Here is a 20,935-nt window from a genome sequence, read left to right as displayed (position 1 = left end):
GAGCGGGTTGGCGGTTTACATGAATTTGGCTCATGTTGGGTGTTCGCTCGGAAATCGCTTGGTGCGCGGAGCAGACCCTGCGTTTGGGCAGGCTGCCAAAACGCCGGCGTGCCGGTAGACTCGCAGCCTTGAGACTCAAGGATGTGCCAATGTCATACCGCTCTTACGTCGCAGCAGTCCTGTGGTTTTTTGCCATGGGTGCCGGCGCCGAATCCATCTCCTATACCCGCGATGTGCAGCCCATCCTCACTGAGAAGTGCGTGGCCTGCCACGCTTGCTACGACGCACCTTGCCAGTTGAACCTGGGTAGTGCCGAGGGCGTGGCGCGCGGGGCAAGCAAAACCCCGGTGTATGACGGCGGCCGCACGCAAGCCACCGACACCACTCGCCTGTTCCTCGACGCCCATGGCCCGTTGGCCTGGCAGCACAAGGGCTTCTACTCGGTGCTAGGCGCCCAGAGCGGCCAGGCCGCCTTGATGGCGCGCATGCTGGAGCTGGGCGAGCAGAGCCCCGTCGAGCCCAATGCCAAGCTGCCAGCCGACATCAAGCTGGGTGTAGACCGGCCCAACACCTGCCCACTGCCCGGCGAATTCGATACGTACGCCAAGACCCATGCCCACGAAGGCATGCCGCTGGGAGTCACCGGCCTGACCCCGCCCGAACTGCAAACCCTGAAAACCTGGCTGGCCGCCGGCGCGCCGCTGGACCAGCAAGCCCTGGTCGCGAACGACATCGAACTGGCCCAGGTCAAGCAGTGGGAAGACCTGTTCAATGCCCCCGGCGCGCGGGAAAGCCTGGTGGCGCGCTGGCTGTATGAGCACCTGTTTCTCGCTCACCTGTATTTCCAGAACGGCGACAATCGCCATTTCTTCCAGGTAGTGCGCTCACGTACGCCGAGCGGAACGGCGGTCGACCCCATTGCCAGCCGCCGCCCCAACGATGACCCAGGCACCGTCTTTTACTACCGCCTGATTCCCGTGCAGGGCGTGATAGTGCACAAAACCCACATCACGTATCCACTCAGCCCGCAGAAACTGGCGCGCGTGAAAGAACTGTTCTTCGGCAGCGACTGGCAGGTGGTGGCCTCACCGGGTTACGGCCCGCAGCGCCGCGCCAACCCGTTTGATACGTTCGCCGCCATTCCGGCCAAAGCGCGCTATCAGTTCATGCTGGAAAACGCCGAATACTTTGTGCAGACCTTTATTCGCGGCCCGGTGTGCCGCGGGCAGATTGCCACCGACGTGATCCGCGATAACTTCTGGGTGATGTTCCAGGACCCCGACCACGACCTCTTTATCACCGACCCCAACTACCGCGGCCAGGTCACCGAACAGCTTGCCTTGCCGGGGCAGATGGATGGCCTCAGTGCCACGCTGAGTCTATGGCGCACCTACCGTGACAAACGCAACGAGTACGAAGCCGCCCGCCAGGACGCCTATGCCGATGCGCCGCCGCCAAGCTGGTCGCATATCTGGGCCGGTAACGACAATGCGGTGCTGTCGATCTTCCGTCATTACGACAGCGCCACGGTGAAGAAGGGCCTGATTGGCGAGGTGCCGCAAACCATCTGGTGGATGGACTACCCGCTGCTGGAACGCACGTATTACCAGTTGGTGGTCAATTTCGACGTGTTCGGCAACGTGTCGCACCAGGCGCAGACGCGGCTGTATTTCGACCTGATCCGCAATGGCGCCGAGCAGAACTTCCTGCGCCTGATGCCGCCCGACGCGCGCGCTGGCATTCTTGATGATTGGTACCAGAACAGCGGCAAGCTGAAGGTGTGGATGGACTATCAAGACATCGACGACGACAGCCCCACCGGCCTCAAACTGCCGGAAGCCGACGCCAAGAATGCCTTCGCCAAGCACTGCTGGAGCGCTACACCGGCTTCAATATGCGCCCGGACCCGATCAACCGCTGCGTCGATGGCGCCTGCTACCGCCGCAACTTCCCCAAACCGCAGCAAGACGCCGAACAGGCGCTTAGCCGGCTGACCAACAAGCCGGGCGCCGGGCTCAAAGTGATTCAGCACCTGCCGGAAGCGACCATGGTGCGGGTGGAAGAGGGCGACGGCACGATCGATTTCTACAGCTTGCTGCGCAACCGCGCGCACAGCAATGTGGCATTCATGATGGGCGAAAGCCTGCGCTACCAGCCGGGGCTGGACACGCTCACGGTGTATCCGGGGGTGATGAGTAGTTATCCCAACTTTATGTTCAACGTACCGGTTGCGCAGGTGCCGGCGTTTGTCGCGGCCATGGAGCAAGTGCGTGATGACGCGGCGTTTGAACAGTTGGTGAAACAGTGGGGCGTGCGTCGTACGCATCCTGAGTTCTGGCGGTATTTCCATGATCTGGACCGCTATATCCAGCGCACCGACCCCGTTGAAGCCGGCATCCTCGATATGAACCGCTACGAAAACCTGTGATCTCCTGGCCGATCTCTTAGTCGTCGGCCATGCGGCGTTGCGTCCTCGCTTTTAATGCTCACGTACTGCAGTACGCTGCGCTTAAAAGCTGCGGGGCGCCTTGCCTGGCTCTAGCCTAAGAGATCTCGTACGGGCGTGCCTCAGCAGTTTGGCTCTCTGATTTATGGACCTTTTCCAACCCCGCCAGGGTCAACCCTGTAACGCGAGGTGGCGTGCCGTGGTGTCGGTTTGCCATGGGCGCGCTGGGTTTGGCGCCGTGTGGCGCGCTGGCTGGGAGCAAGGTTCTATGCTGATTTCACTGCAAGCGCTAAGAGCATTAGCGGCTTGGTTGGTGGTGGGTCACCACATCATGCAAGTGTTTTTCGACTTCAAGACAGACAGCCCGTTTGGGCAATTTTTTATCGACAAGGGCGCCGTTGGCGTCGACATTTTTTTCGTAATCAGCGGCTTCGTGATCTACCTGTCTACCCAAGGCAAAGACATCGCCGCCGGACGTTTTCTGCTCAACCGGGTGCTGCGTATCGTGCCGGCGTATTGGCTGTTCTCGCTGCTGGCGGCACTCCTGATCGTATACGCCAAACCGATGATGCCGGGGCAAGCGTTCGACCTGCAGCACTTCATCCTTTCGCTACTATTTATTCCCGCGTCCAACCCCGCCGGTTACGGGCTATACCCAACGCTGGCGGTGGGCTGGACGCTCAATTACGAGATGTTTTTCTACCTGCTTTTTGCCCTGGGCTTCAGCGTGCCGGAGCGCTATCGCCTGTGGCTGATCGCAGGGGCGCTGTTTCTGGTGGGCACGGTGGCCACGCGCGAAGACTGGGTGAGCGACTTCTACCGCAACAGCATCGTGTATGAATTCCTGTTTGGCATTCTGCTCGGCATGGCCTATCAGCGCGGCTGGATTCGCCCCGGCCGCTGGTTGCCGGTGATGCTGATCGTGGCCTCGCTTCTGACCATCTATCACCTCGACACCGAAATGCGCGTGCTGCATTGGGGCGTGCCGAGCGCGCTGATCGTCGCCAGCTGCATCTCGCTTGAGGGCTATTTCCGAGGTAATCGGGTGCTCAAGTCGCTGGGCGACTGTTCGTACTCGGTGTATCTGGTGCACGTGCTGGTGTTGTCGCTGGGCTGGTACCTCACCCAGCGCTACGACCTGAATATTTATTGGATGATCGGCGCCTGCATTCCAGCTATCGTGCTCGCCTCCTGGGGCAGCTACGAGCTGATCGAGAAGCGATTTTTCCAGCAGGCCAAGGTCTGGCTGGACACGCCGAACGCCGTTACGAACAGATCGGCTATTCCTGACTGATTTACTAGGGCTTTATTCACAAGCCCCATGGGCGTAAACTGCGCCCATGTTTGCGAGGAGTTGCCATGAGCGCCATCACCATTACTGAAGCTGCCCACGATTATCTAGCCGACCTGCTGAGCAAGCAGAGCACGCCCGGCATCGGTATCCGCGTCTTCATCACCCAACCGGGTACCCAGTACGCCGAAACCTGTATTGCCTACTGCAAGCCAGGCGAAGAAAAACCTGAAGACCACGCCATCGGCCTGAAAAGCTTCACCGCTTATATCGACGCCTTCAGCGAAGCCTTCCTGGAAGACGCCGTAGTCGACTACGCCACCGACCGTATGGGCGGCCAGCTGACCATCAAGGCGCCTAACGCCAAAGTGCCGATGGTGAACGAAGACAGCCCAGTCAACGAGCGCATCAGCTACTACCTGCAAACCGAGATCAACCCGGGGCTGGCCAGCCACGGCGGCGAAGTCAGCCTGATCGACGTGGTGGAAGACGGCATTGCCGTGCTCAAGTTCGGCGGCGGTTGCCAGGGCTGCGGCCAGGTCGACCTGACGTTGAAAGAAGGCATCGAGAAAACCCTGCTCGAGCGCATTCCGGAACTCAAAGGCGTGCGCGACGTAACCGACCACACCAACAAGGAAAACGCTTACTACTAAGCGCGGTCCGTTGGCAAAAAGGCGACCTCAGGGTCGCCTTTTTTGTGCGCGCGTTAGGCGGTCGCCAAGCGCCGCGCCGGTATCAGCATCAGCAACGCAATCGCTACCAACGGCAGCACGCCGATGTTGATCGCTGACCAACCGAGGCCTGTGATCAACGCGCCGGAGGCAAACGAGGCACAGGCCGCCACCGAACCGTTCACCAACTCCATCAAGCCCTGCGCCTGGCCGCGCTCGCTGGCACTATGGCCTTCGGCGAGCAGGGTGGTGCCGGCGATAAGCGCCAGGTTCCAACCCAGGCCAAGTAGAAACGAGCTGAGCAGAAAGTGCGCGTGGCTCAGTCCCAGCAACGCCACCACGGCGCTGGCCAGCAATATGCTGCCGCCCAGTACGGCTACGCGGCGACTGCCCAGGCGGTCTACCAGCGGGCCGGCGACAAAGGCGGGCAAAAACATACCGAGCATGTGCCACTGAATAACGCCGGCGCTGGTGGCCACATCAAAGCCGCAGAAGCTCATCGCCAGTGGCGTGGCGTTCATCACCAGAATCATCAGGCCATGGCCGATGGCCGTGGTTGCGATGGCGGCGCGTACCAGCGGCCGGGCCAGCAATTCACGCATGGCCGCCAGGCCGGCCTTGCCCGGCGCAGGCGCGGCGCCTTCACGCAATTGGCTGACCAGCAGCAGGCCCAGCGCCGCCAACACGGCAATCATCAGGTAGGCGCCCATATACGGCGTGCTCAGTGCAGTGCGCGACCACAGCGCCAGGCTCGGGGCGACCAGCGCTGCCAGTACGCCGCCGCCGATCACGCAGGCGGTGGCACGACCTTTCTGCTGTTCCTCCACCGCCTCCAGCGCGGCGAAGCGGTAGTACATCGCCGAGGCCTGATAAGCGCCGATGGGCAGCGCGCCGAGGCAGAACAGGGCGAAGTCGCCTACGCCAACGCCCAGCGCGCAGATCAGGCCGCCAACCACGCCGCTGCCAGCGCCGAGCATCAGTCCCGGTCGGCGGCCATGACGCTGCATAAATAGCGATAGCGGCTGCACCGCCAACAGGTTGCCCAGTACCAGCATCGCCAGCGGCAGGGTGGCCAGCGCATTGCTGGGCGCCAATTGCAGGCCCACCAGTGAAGTGAGGGTGATGCCGATCAGCGAACAGGACCAGTACAGGGCCTGACCGCCGAACAGCAGGCGAACGGAAGCATTGCGCAGCAGCAACATGATGGCGCCTCGTAAACGAACTACAGGTAGGGGCGGCTGCACCTGGAGGCGCAGCCGGAGGGTGTTAGCCGGCTTTGGCGCAGCCTTCAGGCTTTAGCACGCGCTCGGTGGAGGCCGGGTTGTTGGCCAGCTTGGCGGCCGGTCGACGTGGGCGTTGCAGCAGTTCGCCGGCGCAATTTGGGCAGGCACCGTTAAGGTGGGTATTGGCGCAGTCGACGCAGAAGGTGCATTCGAAGGTGCAGATGCGCGCATCCACCGAGTCGGGTGGTAAATCGCGGTCACAGCATTCGCAGTTGGGGCGTAGTTCGAGCATGGCGGGATTCCTTTCGTCGATGTTTTAGCCAAAGCGTTGGGCGTATTCCTGGGGACTTACCGCCAGGTGTTTATGGAAGGTGCGGCGCAGATTTTCCGGGTGGCCGAAACCGGTCAGCCGCGCCACGGTGGAGATTGAGGCCTGCGCGTCTTGCAGCAGGGTGCGCGCGGCTTCCAGGCGCAGCCGTTCCACGTAGCGGCCGGGGCCCATGCCCAGTTCCTGGGTGAATACGCGCGACAGCGTGCGCGGCGTCAGCTTGGCCTGTTGTGCCAGGGTTTCAAGCGACAGGTCGCCACCCAGATTAGCCGGCAACCAGTCCAGCAGCGCGGCCAGGCGCGGCACGCGGCTGGGTTCGGGAGTTAGCAGGGCGCTGAACTGGGTCTGACCGCCGGGGCGGCGCAAAAACATCACCAGGCGGCGCGCCACGCTTAGGGCAATGGGGCGGCCCAGGTCGGCTTCAACCAAGGCCAGGGCCAGGTCGATGCCGGCGGTCACGCCAGCCGAGGTAAATACATGGCTGTCGCCGTCCAGGTTGCGCGGGTCGAAGGTGTGCAGGCGGTCGCTTTCAATCAGCACCGTCGGAAAGCGGCAGCGCAGTTCGTCGACGTCAGCCCAATGGGTGGTGGCCTGACGCCCGTCCAGCACGCCGGCCTCGGCCAGAATCAGCGCGCCGGAGCAGATGGAGCCCAGGCGCCTTACCTTGGGCTCGGCGGCATGCAGCCAGGCCAGCAAATCACCGTCGAGCATCTGCTCATTCACGCCCAGGCCACCGGGTACCAGCAGGGTGTCCAGGTGCGCCGCGTCGACTTCACGCCAGGTTCGGTCCACGCACAAACGCATGCCGGCCGAGGTGGCCACGGGCGTGAGATCGGCGCCGATCAGTAGCAGCTCATAGGCACGTGGCAGGCCCTGGCGTTCGCGCTCCACATTGGCCGAGGCGAATACTTGCATGGGGCCGGTAACGTCCAGACTCATTACCTGCGGATAAACCAGGCAGGCGACGGTGCGCAGGTGTTCGGGTGGCAGAGACTTGGCCATGGGGTGGGCACCAACGGAAACGATGGGGCCATTCTGTCGCGCGACGGGCTTGGCAACAATGACAATAAGCCCACAGATCTTGCCAATTTGGCGGGGGCGTAGGAGCGAGCTTGCTCGCGAAGCTCTTAACGTCAACAGCTTCGCGAGCAAGCTCGCTCCTACAAAGGTGTGGCGGCGTTACGCCGGGTTGAGTTGTTCCAGAAAGCGCATCAGCGTCACTTCTTCATCGCGCAGCCCTTTGCGGGTGCGTGGCTTGCCTAAGCTGGCCAGTTCTCCAGCAATAAAACTCTCCAGCACCGCTGGATGCACATAGCATTTGCGGCAGATGGCCGGGGTGTTGCCGAGCTGGCTGGCAACATCCTTGATCACCTCGTTGATCAGCCGCTTCTGTTCGGTGACGGAGCGCTCTTCCTTAGGTAGCTGGCGCAACTGGTCGAGGGCCAGGGCGGTACCGGCCCAGGTGCGGTAGTCCTTGGCGGTGAAGTCGCTGCCGCTTTGTTCCTGCAGGTAGAGGTTGATGTCGGACGAGGTCACTACCCGGCGTTGTTGGTCGTCGTCCAGGTACTGAAACAGGTGTTGGCCGGGTAACTCCCGGCAACGGCGGATGATGCGCGCCAACCGTGGGTGTTGCAGGCTGACCTGATGCTCGACGCCGCTTTTGCCTCGGAAATGAAAGCGGATACCGGCGCCTTTGACCTCGACATGGCGGTTGCGCAGGGTGGTGAGTCCGAACGATTTGTTATCGCGCGCGTACTGGCTGTTGCCGACGCGAATCAGGGTGGAGTCGAGCAGGGCGACCACCGTGGCCACGACTTTGTCGTGACCCAGCCCCGGCAACTGCAAGTGCTCTTCCATGCGCGTGCGCAATTTGGGCAGGGCACGGCCGAATTCCAGCAGGCGTTCGTATTTGTCGGCATCACGAATCTCCCGCCAGCGCGGGTGATAGCGGTATTGCTTGCGCCCGCGGGCATCGCGGCCGGTGGCTTGCAAATGGCCTTTGGGGTCGGCGCAAATCCACACGTCCTGGTACGCCGGTGGAATGGCCAATTTGTTGATGCGCTGGATCTCGCCCTCGTCGCGAATGCGCTCGCCGTCGAGATCGAAATAGACGAATTTGCCCCGTAGCTTGCGCCGCCGAAAACCGGGCTGGCGGTCATCCACGTAGTGCAGGTCGGGCGGCAGTGCGGGGCAGAGCAGGGTGCCGGTGTCGCCACCTTCATCGTCGGGCAATGGACGTTTGCCCTTGGCCAGCGGCAGTACTTCGGGGTTGATCGCACTGGTCATGGTGAACGCCTTATGCAGGAGAGTGCCGGTGGCTGTTGATCGCTTCGCTCCATTCTTCGTGCTTGCAGCGCGTGCACGGGCCACCCTCACCAGCATTCAGGGAGGTGGTTTTGCCGCAGCAAGTGCAGGCATACAAACCAGCGCTGGGCACATGGCGGTATTGCTGGCGCAACGGGCTGGGCAGCACGGACAGGCCGGGGCGCACATCGTCGTTTGGTTGAAAGTACAGGCTGACATCGCCATTCACTTCCATGATGCCGATGCGCACCTGGCCGAGGTGCTCCACACCCTTTTGCCGCAGCTCCATAAAGAACTCGTCGGTGGAGATGTTTTTGCGTTCCAGGTTCGGCACGTCGCACACGCCGTCTTCGATGATCACCGCCGGTTTGCCTTCCAGCCAATCACCAAAACGTGGGAAGCGCTCCATCGCATGGGTGGTCGCGCGGTATATCGCCAGCAGGGAGATAAACACCACGGCCACGGGCAGCAGCGGCACGTCGTCGTAGAAGGTGACATCGCCGGCGGCCGAACCCAGGGTGAGGATTACCACCAGCTCGAACAGCGATAGTTGGCGCACGCCACGGCGCCCGGAAATCTTCAGAAAGGTGAAGACTACGAGGTAGGCGAAGAGCGTGCGTAGGGTGACTTCGAGCAGAAACTGCACGGGCAGTTCGGCGATCAGCATTCGCTGCCAATCGAAGGCGGTCATGAGCCATTGCTCGGGGGTAAAAACATGGGAGACGTCCTGCCTGTCAGTTGTTGAAGGTAGACGGCGGGGCGCGGGGTTAGGTTCGGAGTATTTGTGGGCTGTAGATAGCACTGGGGGAGAGGCTGAAGCCTCTCCCCCAGGGAGCGCAGTAGAGTTTGTTACGCCGTTATCAGGCGCTCATCTGCCAAGGCTCAAGGTCGTAACCTTGTTGGTTCAACTCGGCGCGCGATTGCTTCAGCAGGCGCTCCAGCTCGGCAGGGTTGGTGAACGCGCTGGGGGAAACCTGAGTACGGCCCAGCAGACGGGTATTGGTGCGGTCGACGACTGAAAAATTCACTTCGCCGGTGCCATCTTGTGGCGCCCAGGCGACGCATTGAAAAGGTTGAAAAGCGCGGTGGGCAATCAACAAGGCTTCGTTAACACGGAGCGGGGTATTCATGGGGTTGTTTCTCCGATGGGTCCCAACAGTAAGCGGCCGCTGGAGCGAGTCTTCGCTACTGGGGCCTTCAGGGTGTTGATGGCCGCACCTGACCTATGAGTCACAACAAAGTCGCTGATTAGCAGAAAAAAGTCGCAAATCTGATAAAAGCGCCAAGTTTTTCAGCAAAAAGCCCCGACTGGCGGGGCTTTTAGGCGGCTTGGTGAGGCAGGGAACGCTGGTACTGAAACAACCCACCGTCATCCCTGCGCAGGCAGGGATGACGGGTGTGACGCAACGACTTGCGTCACACCCATTTTTGCCGGAGCGCGGCTGGGGGCGTTAGAAGGCTTATGCGCTTACCCAATCACTGCGGATTATTGCGCTCGTGCCGGTAAGCACTCACCGCCTCATACACCGCTTTGCGCAGGCGGTTGATGCCGCCTAATGGCCGGTGTTCTGGCAGGGCATGCCAAGGGTTAAACGACTGGTTGTCGCAGGCGATGGTTTGCTCGGTGCTATCGAAATCCTGCGCCGGCACTTTGATGGTGGCCACGGTTTCGAACGGCGAAATGGTTTCGCTCCATTCGATGCTGGTGTCTTCCAGCGGCATGTAGTGGTCGGGGTTTTGCCGTTGCACTTGCAGCTCGAAACAGGCCGGCACGCGGTCTAGCGACAGCTGCTGGTACAGCGCGTCATGCAGGAAATTGGGCATGTCGGTATTCACCGCCGGCAGGGTGTAGGCCGGGCAGCGTTCGGGGGCCGGCACCACGCGGTATTTGATGTTGTGCGGGCCAAATTTGAACGGAGCCACCGAGTCGTAGGTGGTTGCCACCGGGCTGTCCGGGGCCGGCGCCAGGGTTTTCAGGGCGATGGTCAGGTGGCGAATCTGCCAGCTGCGTGGATCCAGGCTGGGGAAAAACGCCAGCACTTGCTGACCATTGGCCTGGGCCTTGAAGTTGCTCTGGTATTCGGCCACGTCGCTCACAAAGAACGAAGGGTGATTGAACATCACAAAGTCTTGCTCACCGGCCACCGCTGGCGAGTTCATCAGCTTCGCGCCGGGCACGTCGAGCAGCTTGATCGCCATGCCGCGCGCATCGCGCACGCGGTCAAATTGCGGGTAGGCATTGCCGTTGGATAAGCGCATCAAGGCGTGCCAGGTTTTGCCCGGCTCGCTGAACACGCCTTGGCGCAGTTCGCCATTCAATTCCGGCAGCACGGTGACCTCGGCCTTCACGCAGCCATGGGCCTTGGCGTGGGCGTCGCGCAGCACGCGGGTCTGGTCTTTGTGCTGCTCCACCACGCGAATGGCGTCTTCGATAATGCCGCGGGTCATGGCTGCTTCGCCGGGCGGAATCTGTTCCTCGGCCGATACGGGGCCGGAGAATTTCCACGCGTAGTAAATTTCGGCGATGCCCCAGCCACCCAGGCCGACCACCGCGAGAAACAGCACCAGTTTGCCCAGCAGACGGCCAAGCCACAGCCAGAAGCGTTTAAGCATGAAGCGAATCCTTGTGAAGTCGGTGGCTAAGCCGGGCAGGGTGCCCGGCATCCCTGTCGTTAGTTACTGGCTTGCACGCTGGCGCCCGGGCAGCTCGGGCCGGGGTTCCACGGCGCCGGGGTGATCGGCTGCAGTTGACTTTCCAGCGCCGGGTTGCCCAATACCTTGAGGTATTCGATCAACGCCAGGCGTTCATTGGGCTGCAGACCGCGGCCGATCACGCCTTGCTGGCGGCAGCCGTCGCGGAATTCATGGCCCTGATTGCTGTTGCCGGTGATGCCGGTTTTAAACAAAAAGCCGCCATCGAATTGTTCGCTGCGGTAGCCGGCGCGCTCCGGGTCGTATTCATGGTTGCCCACCCAGAATTGCGCACGGCGCTCGTAAACCGGCGAGAACAGTTCAAACAACGTCGGTACCGAGCCGTTGTGCAGGAACGGCGGGGTGGCCCAGATGCCGTCCAGCGGCCGAGCCTTGTAGCCGCGTTTTTCCTGCACACCGATGGGCAGGCCGTAGCCGTCCATTTTCCAGCGTTCTTCGCCGCTGATGTCGGCGTCCTGGTAAGCGCGGTTTTCCACATAGGCGGTGACGTAGGCCAGGCCTTTGGCGCTGGAAATGCTGCGGAAATTCAGGTCTTCCAGTTTGCCGTCGAACAGCTTCACGCCCAGCGTGCTCAATTGTTCCTTGCTCCAACCCAGCTTGCTGATATTGAAGCGGTGGTCGGCAATGTTGTCGGCGGTGGTGGGGTCGGTGCCGATGATGCTGACGGGCACGATGCGCATCCGCCATTCCGGGTCGCGGCTCGGCGCCAGGCGTTTATCCGGCGCTTTCGGATCGGGCGCGTGGCAATACGCGCAGTTTTCCTGGAACAGTGCATGACCACGGCTGGCCAGTTCGATATTGACCTTGCCCAGCACATCTTCCGGCCAGGTCGGCGGCTTGAGTTGCTTAAGGGTTTCTTCCAGGGTGTAGAGGTCGCGCACGCGCACGCTGGAGGCGTATCGCTCGGCTTCCGGCACACGGCCCTGATTGTCTTCGAACAGTTTTACCGTGGCGCCCACGCCCAGGGCTTCGCCGATATTACGGGCCATCGGCTGCATGGCCGAACCGTTCCACTGCACCCAGTCGAATTTCCAGATATCCCACAACTGCGGGTAGCTCACCGGGGCATTGCCGACGCGGTAGTTGCTCGGGTCGATGGCATCGCCAAACACGCTGTTGGCAATCCGGCCGAACGCATCGGTACGGCCAAAGCCTTCCTCGGTCGGGTACAGGCCGCGGTGGGTGTCGTTCCAGGCTTGGGACAGAATGCGGTTGAGCGTCACCTTGAGGTCGGCGCGCAGTTGATCGCGGCCTTCGGGGTACTTGCTGCCCAATACGTTCTTGGCGAAACGGGTGAATTTGATCGGGTTGTAGTAGGTAAAAGCCAGGCTCATGCCCAGGGCCTGGCCAAAGCTGCCGCCTTTCAGCGTTGGCACCGTGGAGGCCAGCGAATGCAGCGCTGCGCCGCCGTCGATACGCACCGATTGCCCTTTGAAACGCAGCTCGCCGGTGTGGCACGCGGCGCAACTGATATCCAGCAGTTGCACGCCGGTCTCGTCTTCTTCGTGGCGAGCAAAACCCACCGGCAAGTTGCCGGGGTTCAATGCGGTGGCTTTTTGATTGGGCTCGGTCAGAAAACCGAAGCGGGCGAGGTAATCGGGGGCGGCGAATTTCGCCTCCGAGAACGGCACTTCCAGCGCCGTGAACCACTCATAGCGCAGGCCCTTAACCTCGGTGCCTTGCGGGGTGTAGTAGTAGGTTTGCCGCGCCTCGGGGCTCCACTGCTCCAGATAGTGCAGCTGACTGGGCTGTTCGTAGGCCGGCAAATTGGGGTTGGCGATGTAATACAACACGACGGCGAGCAGCGCCAAAACGGCGAGCAACACCAGAAGCAAAACCCGCTTCACAACCTTCATGGGGAACAGTCCTTGTGCATTTTTTGTTGGCTGAGCGTTTATGCCAAGCAAACGCAGGAATGGCAAGACGCTAATCACCTAATGTTCTTATGGAAATTGGGAACTTTTTTATCAGCCGCACCGCATTGCTTAGAAGAAAAGCATCCAACCAGCGTCAAAAAACTTGCTAGGGTTGAATCAGGGCTCGAAAACGCTTGTTTTTAATCGGAAAAAATATAACGGATGCCAGGGAGCAGAATGCCATGCTCGACATGCTCGATAGCCAAGACTCGCCGACTCCGTTGGCCACACTGAACGTTTATAAAAGCAATGCCGAGCGTCAGGCACTAAGCGATGCGCTGGCGCGTTATGGCAATAACATGAGTGTGGCGGCGCGCATGCTGGGTATTTCGCGGCCTACGTTTTATCGGTTGTTGCATAAGCATCGGTTGCGCTGAGGGCGAAACCGCCTGTGTTCGGCGGTTACCAGCTTTGATCCATAAAAAGATCATGCTTGGGGGCGATGATCTTTATATGGATCATTTGTGCTCAGCTCCTGCGCACTGGGCGTGGTGACGACGGTCAGAACCACGCCCTTATTCCCACCACCAGTCGCGCCTCACCATCGTCCTCTTCGGCCGGTGTATCGCCGTGGCTTTTGTTCCAGGTCAGGCCCACGTAGGGCGCAATTTCCGGGCGTAGGTGGTAGCGCAACCGCAGACCCAATTCGGTGTTTGCCAAGCCGGAGCCTACCCCTCGCTCAGCATCGTCCTTGCCGTAGAAATTGGCTTCCGCCAGCGGCTGCAGCACCAGGCGATTGGTGAGCAGCAGGTCGTACTCAGCTTTCACGCGCACGGCGCTCTGGTTGTTTTCACCTAAGTAAGCGGTGGCTTCGGTTTCCAGGCCATACAGCGGCGTGCCCTGAATGCCGAGCGCGGCCCAGGTTTGCGGTGAGCCGGGTTTGAAGTCTTGCCGTGCGCCGAGCACCACATCCCACCAAGGGCTGATCGCGTGGCCCCACAATGCTTGAAGCTCCGCCTTGTCGGTGCGGTCATCCACCCGTTCACCTTCACTGCGCAGCCACAGACGGTCGATATCGCCGCCCAGCCAAGCGTCGATATCCCAGGCCAGCGCGTTTCCGGCGTCGAGGTTTTGCCATTCCAGGCGGTCGATCAGCACGTAGCTGTTGAGGGCTTGGTCGTGGTTTTCGTGGCCGCTGTGCAGGACGGGAAAGGCGGCCTGGCGGTCGGCATCGGTAAGCGGCGCGATGGGCGTACGGCTTTCAGTGGCGCTGGGTAGCTGCGTGCTGTCAGCGCTCATGTCGTGGTCCATGCCCGACATATCCATGCCGGGCATGCTCATATTTCCGTGCATGGAATGGTCCATGGTCTCGGCCGCGTGGGCGCCGTTCAACAAGGAGGCGGCAAGGGCGGCGCAGGTCAGGCGCTTCATGGGGTTTGTCCTTCTTCTACCCGGACTTCACGCATCATGCCGGCGCTCATATGCAGCAACAGGTGGCAGTGATAGGCCCAGCGGCCAAGGGCGTCGGCGGTGACCCGGTAGCTGCGTTTGCTGCCCGGGGGCAGGTTGATGGTGTGTTTGCGTACCTGAAAGTTGCCGTGCTCGTCTTCCAGATCACTCCACAGGCCGTGTAAGTGGATGGGGTGGCTCATCATGGTGTCGTTCACGAGCACGAGGCGCACACGTTCGCCGTAGGTGAGGCGAATTGGCTCGGCGGCCGAAAACGGCACGCCGTCGAACGACCAGGCGAATTTCTCCATATGGCCGGTCAGGTGCAGTTCCAGGGTGCGGCTGGGCTCGCGGCCGTCGGGGTCGGCGAAGGCGCTGCGCAGGTCGCTGTAGGTGAGCACGCGGCGGCCGTTATCGCGCAAACCGATGCCGGGGTCATCGAGCTTGGCGCTGGGCGTCATGGCTTGCATATCGACCAGTGGGTTGTCGGTTTCCGTGGCGGGGTGGGTTTGCATGCCGGCCATCTGACTGTGATCCATCCCGGCCATTGCGCCATGGTCCATACCCATATCGCTCATGCTCAGCAGCGGCCGCGGGTCGAGCGGCGGTACCTCGGCGCGCAGGCCTTCACGAACCGCCAACGTGCCGCAAGCAAAGCCGCTGCGGTCCATGGCCTGGGCGAAGAGGGTGTAGGCCTCGGCCCCCTCCGGTTGCACGATCACGTCGTAGGTTTCCGCCGAGGCCAGGCGCAGTTCATCGACGGTGACCGGGTTGACGTACTGTCCATCGGCAGCGACCACGGTCATTTTCAGGCCGGGAATGCGAACGTCGAAGTAGGTCATGGTGCCGGCGTTGATCAAGCGCAGGCGAATGCGCTCGCCGGGGGTGAACAGGCCGGTCCAGTTCTCGTCCGGCGCGTGGCCGTTGATGAGGTAGGTGTAGGTCTGGCCGGTGATGTCGGCGATATCGGTCGGCGTCATGCGCATTTGCGCCCAGTTCAGGCGTTCGCTGAAAGTGGCTTTCCAGCCGTGGCGGCCGACGTCGTCGATAAAGTCCCCGACGGTACGTTTCTGGCCGTTGTAGTAGTCGGCCTGTTTTTTCAGGGTGGGCAGCAGCGTGTTGGGGTTTTCGTCGGTCCAGTCGCTGAGCAGCACCACGTAGTCGCGGTCGAAGGCGAAAGGCTCGGGTTCGAGCGGGTCGATCACCAGCGGCCCATACAGCCCGGCCTGTTCCTGCATGCCGGAGTGGCTGTGGTACCAGTAGGTGCCATTCTGCTTGACCTTGAAGCGATAGGTGTATGCGCCGTCCGGCGCGATGCCGTCGAAACTCATGCCGGGCACGCCGTCCATATTCGCCGGTAGCAGAATGCCGTGCCAATGAATGGAGGTGTCTTCGTGCAGGCGGTTTTTTACCCGCAAGGTCACGGTGTCGCCTTCGCGCCAGCGCAACAGCGGGCCGGGCAGGCTGCCGTTGATAGTGATGGCGGTTCGGGGGTTGCCGGTGATGTTTACCGGCGTCTGACCAATGCTGAGATCGAACTCGGTGCCGCTGAGCGTTGGTAGCTGGCCGGGACTATTAAATGCCCATACCGGTGTGCGCCACAGGCCCAGGCCGCCGAGCACGGTGCCGGCGGCCAGGCTTTTTACGAAGGTACGGCGGGTGGTCATGTGAATGTTCCAATTCGTAGTAGAGCGTCGGTCCGTGAGTGACAGGTTGGCGGAGCGAATGAAGTTTCCTAGGCCATTCTGGGTCCCAGCCTTCGCTGGGACGACGGGGGTTTTGTGTATTCCACCGTCATTCCCGCGAAGGCGGGAATCCAGAATCTTGTGGCGTACGCAGATTCGCGCTTACCACCATGGCAAGGTCAAGCGCAGCGGCCGTTTTGAGCCCCAAGGTTGCCCTGGTGAAATTTTTCAGATAATTTTCATGAAATTAATCTAAATAAATTTCACCTGGGTGAATTTGGACGGTCCATGTTTCAGCGCTCTTCCCAGCACGTTGATAGCTACTACGCCCACAGCTGCGCGGCGTTATTGAAGCCGCGCGCGCCGCTACAGGGCGAGCACAACACCGACGTCGTCGTGATTGGCGCTGGCTTTAGCGGCTTGCACACGGCACTGCGCCTGGCCAAAGCCGGCAAGCGCGTGACGCTGATCGAGGCCAGCCGCGTTGCCTGGGCCGCCAGTGGCCGAAATGGCGGGCAGGCGATTCTGGGTTGGTCGTGCGATATGCCGCCGCTGGAAGCCGCGCTGGGGCTGGAGCGCGCCCGGCGCCTATGGGACAGCATGCGCTGGGCCGCCCAGGAACTGCGCGAACTGCCGGGTCGGCATGGCTTCGATTGCGACTACCGCGCCGGCCACCTGTGGACCTCGGTGATGCCGCGCCGTAACGCCATCCTGCATGAATGGCAGCACGAGGCCAGCCACAAATGGGGCCACGATGCGCTGCAATTTATCCCCCGCGAAGACCTGCCCAACTGGGTCGCCAGCGACCGCTATCAGGCCGGCTTGTACGATCCTGAAGGTGGCCACCTCAATCCGTTGAAACTCGCCCTCGGCCTAGCCGCGGCCATCGAGGCTGCTGGCGGGCGCATTCACGAACACAGCAAGGCGCTCAGCTACACCGAAGAAGGCTCGGGCTATGTGGTGAAAACCGAGCAGGGCAGTGTGCGTGCCGATGTGTTGGTGTTGGCTTGCAACGCTTATATCGATGAACTCGACCCGGCGCTGGCCAAGCGCGTACTGCCGGTCGGCACTTACCAGGTGGCCACCGCGCCGCTGGACGAAGCGCAAGCCAAGGCGCTGCTGCCGACCAATGCCTGCGTCACCGACAACCAGTTCGTACTCGACTATTTCCGCCTCACGCCGGACCACCGCCTGCTGTTCGGCGGCGGCTGCACCTACCTGGGCGGCATGCCGAAAGACATCGCCGGCGCTACCCGGCCATTCCTCGAACGTGTATTCCCGCAGCTCGCCGGTGTGCCGATCGAATTCGCCTGGGGCGGCCATATCGACATCACCCTCAAGCGCACCCCGGACCTCGGTCGCGAGGGCAATCGCTACTGGCTGCAAGGCTATTCGGGCCACGGCGTATTGCCGACGCTGGCCGGCGCCCGTGCGGTCAGCGACGCCATTCTCGGTAGCCCCGATTTGCTCAGTTTGTACCAAGGCCTGAGCAACCCAAGTTTCCCCGGCGGCCGCTACCTGGCGGCCCCGTTGGAAGCGGTGGGCAAAGCCTATTACCGCCTGCGCGACAGCATCTGATGGAGCACACCCCAGTGACCAAAGAAGAAGAAATTGCCGCGCTGGCGATCCTGATTCACGACCTGCGCAAGCACAAGAAATACACCCTGCAGGAATTGGCGGACAAAATCGGCCGCTCGGTGGGTTTTCTCTCACAGGTGGAGCGGGGTTTGTCGCGCCCGACGGTGGCCGATCTCACCGCCATCAGTCAGGCGCTGGACGTCACCACCACGTATTTCTACAACCTGTCCAAACCCAAGCAGCTGCCCTGGGTAACCCGCCCGGACGAGCGCCGCACCCTGTATTTCGCCAATGGCATCACCGACATTCTGGTGTCGCCCAAAATGTCGGCCAGCTTTTCGATGCTGGAAAGCTTGCTGGAGCCGGGCTCCAGCTCTGGTGAAAGAACCCTTAGCGATATTTCCGAACAGGGCGGTTACGTGCTCGAAGGCGAGCTGACCCTGTGGCTCGGCGACAGCGATGAGCCCGTCGTATTGCACACCGGAGACGCGTTCCAGCTCGACCAACACGCCCATTGCCGTTACGGCAACCTCTCCGAAAAACCGACCCGCGTGCTGTGGGTGTACACATGATCAACTCTGAAGGACTTCCCGCCATGCCTGCCGCCCCGTTGAGCGCAGAAAACGCCGACCTGCTCGCCGAAGTGCGCGCCTTTCGCCAGCGCTACCCCGAGGTGCGTTATGTCGACCTGATTTCCCTGGATATTCCCGGGCACTTCTACGGCAAACGCTACCCGGTGGAGATGCTGGAAAAAGTCGCCGCCGGTAGCGCCCTCAAGCTGCCGCAGAACTGCGTGTTGCTGGGCGTGCAGGGCGGGCTGTTCAAGATTGGCGACTACTGCTTCCACGACGGTGACCCCGACGCCGTGCGCCGTCTGGTGCCGGGCACCCTCAAGCCGGTGACCTGGGAAGCGCAGCCCGTGGGGCAAATGCTGATCACCTCCGACGGCACCGCCGCACCCATCGAATTCGAACCTCGCGAAGTGCTGGCCCAAGTGCTGCAGCGTTTGCGCAGCAAGGGCATTCACCCGGTGGTGGCGTTTGAGCTGGAGTTCTATCTGTTCGACAAGAAGCTGCGCGATGGCTTGCCGCAGTTTCCCCGCGACGAACTGAGCGACGACGGCGACGACATGCCGAACATGCATATCGAGCGCCTGACCCGTTTCGCCCCGGTGCTCGACGACATGGTGGAAACCGCTCGCCTGCAGGGCATCGACACCACGGTGATCACCGCCGAACTCGGCCCCGGCCAGTTCGAAATCAACTTCGGCCACCTCGACGACGGGCTCAAGGCCGCCGACTGGGCCGCCATGTTCTGCCGCAGCACCCGTGGCGTGGCGCTCAAGCACGGCTACCGCGCCAGCTTTATGGCCAAGCCGTACCTCGAACACCCCGGCAGCGGCATGCATGTGCACGTCAGCCTGTACGACGCCGATGGCAACAACCTGCTGGCGGCCAATGAACAGCAGGCGCTGCGCCACGCTGTGGCCGGCTGCCTGGAGCTGCTGCCGCATTGCATGCCGATCTTCGCCCCGAACCAGAACGCCTATCGGCGCCTGGGCGGCACGGTAAATGCGGCGACGCGCGCCAGCTGGGGTTATGAAGACCGCGATGCCTGTGTGCGCATTCCCGAGTCGGACGCGAAAAACCTGCGTATCGAGCACCGTATTTCCGGCGCCGATGCCAACCCCTACCTGGTGCTGGCGGCCATTCTGGTCGGCCTGGAACAAGGCTTGGCCAATGGTCGTGAGCCGATTGCACCACTGAACGAAGACCGTAGCAGCGGCCTGGATTTCCCCCTGGATATCCTCCAAGCCGTGCGTGCCATGCAGCAGCAACCTGAACTGCGCCAGGGTCTGGGCGCCGAGTTTGTGGATGTGTACTGCGAAAACAAGCGCCAGGACCACCTGGCCTTTCTGCAGGAAATCAGCGTCCGCGAGTACCGCTGGTTTCTTTAATTTTTCCCTGCCGGGCACCGTGGTGCCGGGCCGTAAGGAGTGCGTATGAGCAAGTCGACGAAGAACCCGAAAACGGCGGAGTGGCAAGCCCTGAGCGACAGCCACCACCTGGCGCCATTCAGTGACTACAAGCAGCTAAAGCAGGTCGGCCCGCGCATCATTACCAACGCCGACGGCGTGTACCTGTGGGACAGCGAAGGCAACAAGATTCTCGACGGTATGGCCGGCCTCTGGTGCGTGGCCATCGGCTACGGCCGTGACGAGCTGGCCGATGCCGCCGCCAAGCAAATGAAGGAGCTGCCGTTCTACAACACGTTCTTTATGACCGCGCACCCGCCGGTGCTGGAGCTGGCCAAGGTCATCGCCGACCTGGCGCCGGCGCATATGAACCACGTGTTTTTTACCGGCTCGGGTTCCGAAGGTAACGACACCATGCTGCGTATGGTCCGTCACTACTGGCAGGTGAAGGGCAAGCCAGAGAAGAAAGTGATCATCGGCCGTATCAACGGTTACCACGGTTCCACCGTCGCGGGCGCGGCATTGGGCGGTATGCAGGGTATGCACGACCAGGCCGGCACGCTGCCGGACATCGTGCATATTCCCCAGCCGTATTGGTTCGGTGAGGGCGGCGATATGAGCCCGGCCGAGTTCGGCGTATGGGCCGCCGATCAGCTCGAAAAGAAAATTCTCGAAGTCGGCGAAGACAAGGTGGCCGCGTTTATCGCCGAGCCGATTCAGGGCGCCGGCGGCGTGATCATCCCGCCAGAAACCTACTGGCCGCGCGTGCGTGAAATCCTCGCCAAGTACGACATTCTGTTTGCCGCCGACGAAGTGATCTGTGGCTTTGGCCGCACCGGCGAGTGGTTCGGCAGCGATTACTACGGCAATACGCCGGACCTGATGACCATCGCCAAGGGCCTGACCTCGGGCTATATCCCCATGGGTGGCCTGATTGTCAGCGACAAGGTGGCCGAAGTGATCAACGAAGGCGGCGATTTCAACCACGGCTTTACCTACTCCGGGCACCCGGTGGCGGCGGCGGTGGCGTTGGAAAACCTGCGCATCATTCGTGAAGAGAAGATTCTCGAGAACGTGCGGGAAGAGACGGCGCCGTACCTGCAGAAGCGTCTGCGTGAGCTGGCGGATCACCCGCTGGTAGGGGAAGTACGCGGGCTGGGCATGCTCGGCGCTATCGAGCTGGTGAAAGACAAAGCCACCCGTGCGCGGTACGAAGGGAAGGGCGTGGGCATGATCTGCCGTGGGCATTGCTTCAATAACGGGCTGATCATGCGCGCTGTAGGTGACACCATGATCATTGCGCCGCCGTTGGTGATCAGCAAAGCCGAGATTGATGAGTTGGTGGAGAAGGCGCGTAAGTGTCTGGATCTGACGTTGGCGGATTTGCAGAAGTAGATCGCCGCATCCCAAAAAACAC

General features: G+C 61.6%; 16 protein-coding genes and 2 pseudogenes. 8 read left to right on the top strand and 10 right to left on the bottom strand.

The annotated features are described in order from the left end of the window. The first annotated feature begins 32 nt into the window (after positions 1-32). From AC0V2S_RS24085 to nfuA, 3 genes and pseudogenes are all read left to right on the top strand, one after another. Positions 33-2,428: pseudogene (locus tag AC0V2S_RS24085) on the top strand (fatty acid cis/trans isomerase). 286 nt (positions 2,429-2,714) lie between these two features. Beyond that, on the top strand, positions 2,715-3,740 hold the full coding sequence (locus AC0V2S_RS24080) for an acyltransferase family protein (protein WP_475511921.1): 1,026 nt from the start codon (positions 2,715-2,717) through the stop codon (positions 3,738-3,740). A gap of 65 nt (positions 3,741-3,805) precedes the next feature. Next, on the top strand, positions 3,806-4,390 hold the full coding sequence (gene nfuA, locus AC0V2S_RS24075; protein ID WP_475511920.1) for a Fe-S biogenesis protein NfuA: 585 nt from the start codon (positions 3,806-3,808) through the stop codon (positions 4,388-4,390). A gap of 53 nt (positions 4,391-4,443) precedes the next feature. On the opposite strand, the gene AC0V2S_RS24070 is transcribed toward nfuA, so the two are convergent. The 8 genes from AC0V2S_RS24070 to AC0V2S_RS24035 all read right to left on the bottom strand — a co-directional run bounded on the left by AC0V2S_RS24070 (position 4,444) and on the right by AC0V2S_RS24035 (position 12,831). Continuing rightward, positions 4,444-5,607 (bottom strand): MFS transporter, encoded by a 1,164-nt coding sequence (locus AC0V2S_RS24070; protein ID WP_475511951.1) that lies wholly within the window; start codon positions 5,605-5,607, stop codon positions 4,444-4,446. 67 nt (positions 5,608-5,674) lie between these two features. After that, positions 5,675-5,923, bottom strand: coding sequence for a DUF1272 domain-containing protein (locus AC0V2S_RS24065; protein ID WP_475511919.1), 249 nt, complete (start codon positions 5,921-5,923; stop codon positions 5,675-5,677). A gap of 24 nt (positions 5,924-5,947) precedes the next feature. After that, the gene (locus AC0V2S_RS24060; RefSeq protein WP_475511918.1) at positions 5,948-6,961 is read right to left on the bottom strand and encodes a GlxA family transcriptional regulator; all 1,014 of its coding nucleotides are present in this window, start codon (positions 6,959-6,961) and stop codon (positions 5,948-5,950) included. A 177-nt stretch (positions 6,962-7,138) separates the two neighbouring features. Further along, the gene (locus AC0V2S_RS24055) at positions 7,139-8,245 is read right to left on the bottom strand and encodes a DNA topoisomerase IB (protein WP_475511917.1); all 1,107 of its coding nucleotides are present in this window, start codon (positions 8,243-8,245) and stop codon (positions 7,139-7,141) included. Between the two features lie 10 nt (positions 8,246-8,255). Next, complete coding sequence (locus AC0V2S_RS24050) at positions 8,256-8,954, bottom strand: DUF421 domain-containing protein (protein ID WP_475511916.1); 699 nt, start codon at positions 8,952-8,954, stop codon at positions 8,256-8,258. A gap of 169 nt (positions 8,955-9,123) precedes the next feature. Further along, positions 9,124-9,393, bottom strand: a complete 270-nt coding sequence (locus AC0V2S_RS24045) for a hypothetical protein (RefSeq protein ID WP_475511915.1) — start codon at positions 9,391-9,393, stop codon at positions 9,124-9,126. A 346-nt stretch (positions 9,394-9,739) separates the two neighbouring features. Further along, positions 9,740-10,876 (bottom strand): catalase family protein, encoded by a 1,137-nt coding sequence (locus AC0V2S_RS24040; RefSeq protein WP_475511914.1) that lies wholly within the window; start codon positions 10,874-10,876, stop codon positions 9,740-9,742. Positions 10,877-10,935: 59 nt separating this feature from the next. Then, on the bottom strand, positions 10,936-12,831 hold the full coding sequence (locus AC0V2S_RS24035; RefSeq protein WP_475511913.1) for a di-heme-cytochrome C peroxidase: 1,896 nt from the start codon (positions 12,829-12,831) through the stop codon (positions 10,936-10,938). Positions 12,832-13,097: 266 nt separating this feature from the next. Between AC0V2S_RS24035 and AC0V2S_RS24030 the strand changes: the two are divergent. Further along, positions 13,098-13,268, top strand: a pseudogene (locus tag AC0V2S_RS24030) (helix-turn-helix domain-containing protein); the annotation flags it as partial. A gap of 124 nt (positions 13,269-13,392) precedes the next feature. On the opposite strand, the gene AC0V2S_RS24025 reads toward AC0V2S_RS24030, so the two are convergent. Together AC0V2S_RS24025 and AC0V2S_RS24020 are read right to left on the bottom strand one after the other, a co-directional pair. Then, positions 13,393-14,262: a copper resistance protein B gene (locus tag AC0V2S_RS24025; RefSeq protein WP_475511912.1), complete on the bottom strand. Its 870-nt coding sequence runs from the start codon at positions 14,260-14,262 to the stop codon at positions 13,393-13,395. Further along, positions 14,259-15,953, bottom strand: a complete 1,695-nt coding sequence (locus AC0V2S_RS24020; RefSeq protein ID WP_475511950.1) for a copper resistance system multicopper oxidase — start codon at positions 15,951-15,953, stop codon at positions 14,259-14,261. The genes AC0V2S_RS24025 and AC0V2S_RS24020 overlap by 4 nt, the downstream gene beginning before the upstream one ends. A gap of 300 nt (positions 15,954-16,253) precedes the next feature. On the opposite strand from AC0V2S_RS24020, the gene AC0V2S_RS24015 reads away from it, so the two are divergent. The 4 genes from AC0V2S_RS24015 to AC0V2S_RS24000 are packed head-to-tail and all read left to right on the top strand — an operon-like array spanning position 16,254 to position 20,913. After that, on the top strand, positions 16,254-17,543 hold the full coding sequence (locus AC0V2S_RS24015) for an NAD(P)/FAD-dependent oxidoreductase (protein WP_475511911.1): 1,290 nt from the start codon (positions 16,254-16,256) through the stop codon (positions 17,541-17,543). Between the two features lie 14 nt (positions 17,544-17,557). Next, positions 17,558-18,115 (top strand): helix-turn-helix domain-containing protein, encoded by a 558-nt coding sequence (locus AC0V2S_RS24010; RefSeq protein WP_475511910.1) that lies wholly within the window; start codon positions 17,558-17,560, stop codon positions 18,113-18,115. A gap of 23 nt (positions 18,116-18,138) precedes the next feature. After that, on the top strand, positions 18,139-19,500 hold the full coding sequence (locus AC0V2S_RS24005; RefSeq protein ID WP_475511909.1) for a glutamine synthetase family protein: 1,362 nt from the start codon (positions 18,139-18,141) through the stop codon (positions 19,498-19,500). Between the two features lie 45 nt (positions 19,501-19,545). Continuing rightward, positions 19,546-20,913, top strand: coding sequence for an aspartate aminotransferase family protein (locus AC0V2S_RS24000; protein WP_475511908.1), 1,368 nt, complete (start codon positions 19,546-19,548; stop codon positions 20,911-20,913). Positions 20,914-20,935 lie beyond the last annotated feature (22 nt).

This window comes from Pseudomonas sp. CC11G (assembly GCF_056174845.1).
This window is presented reverse-complemented; position numbering and strand designations above follow the sequence as displayed.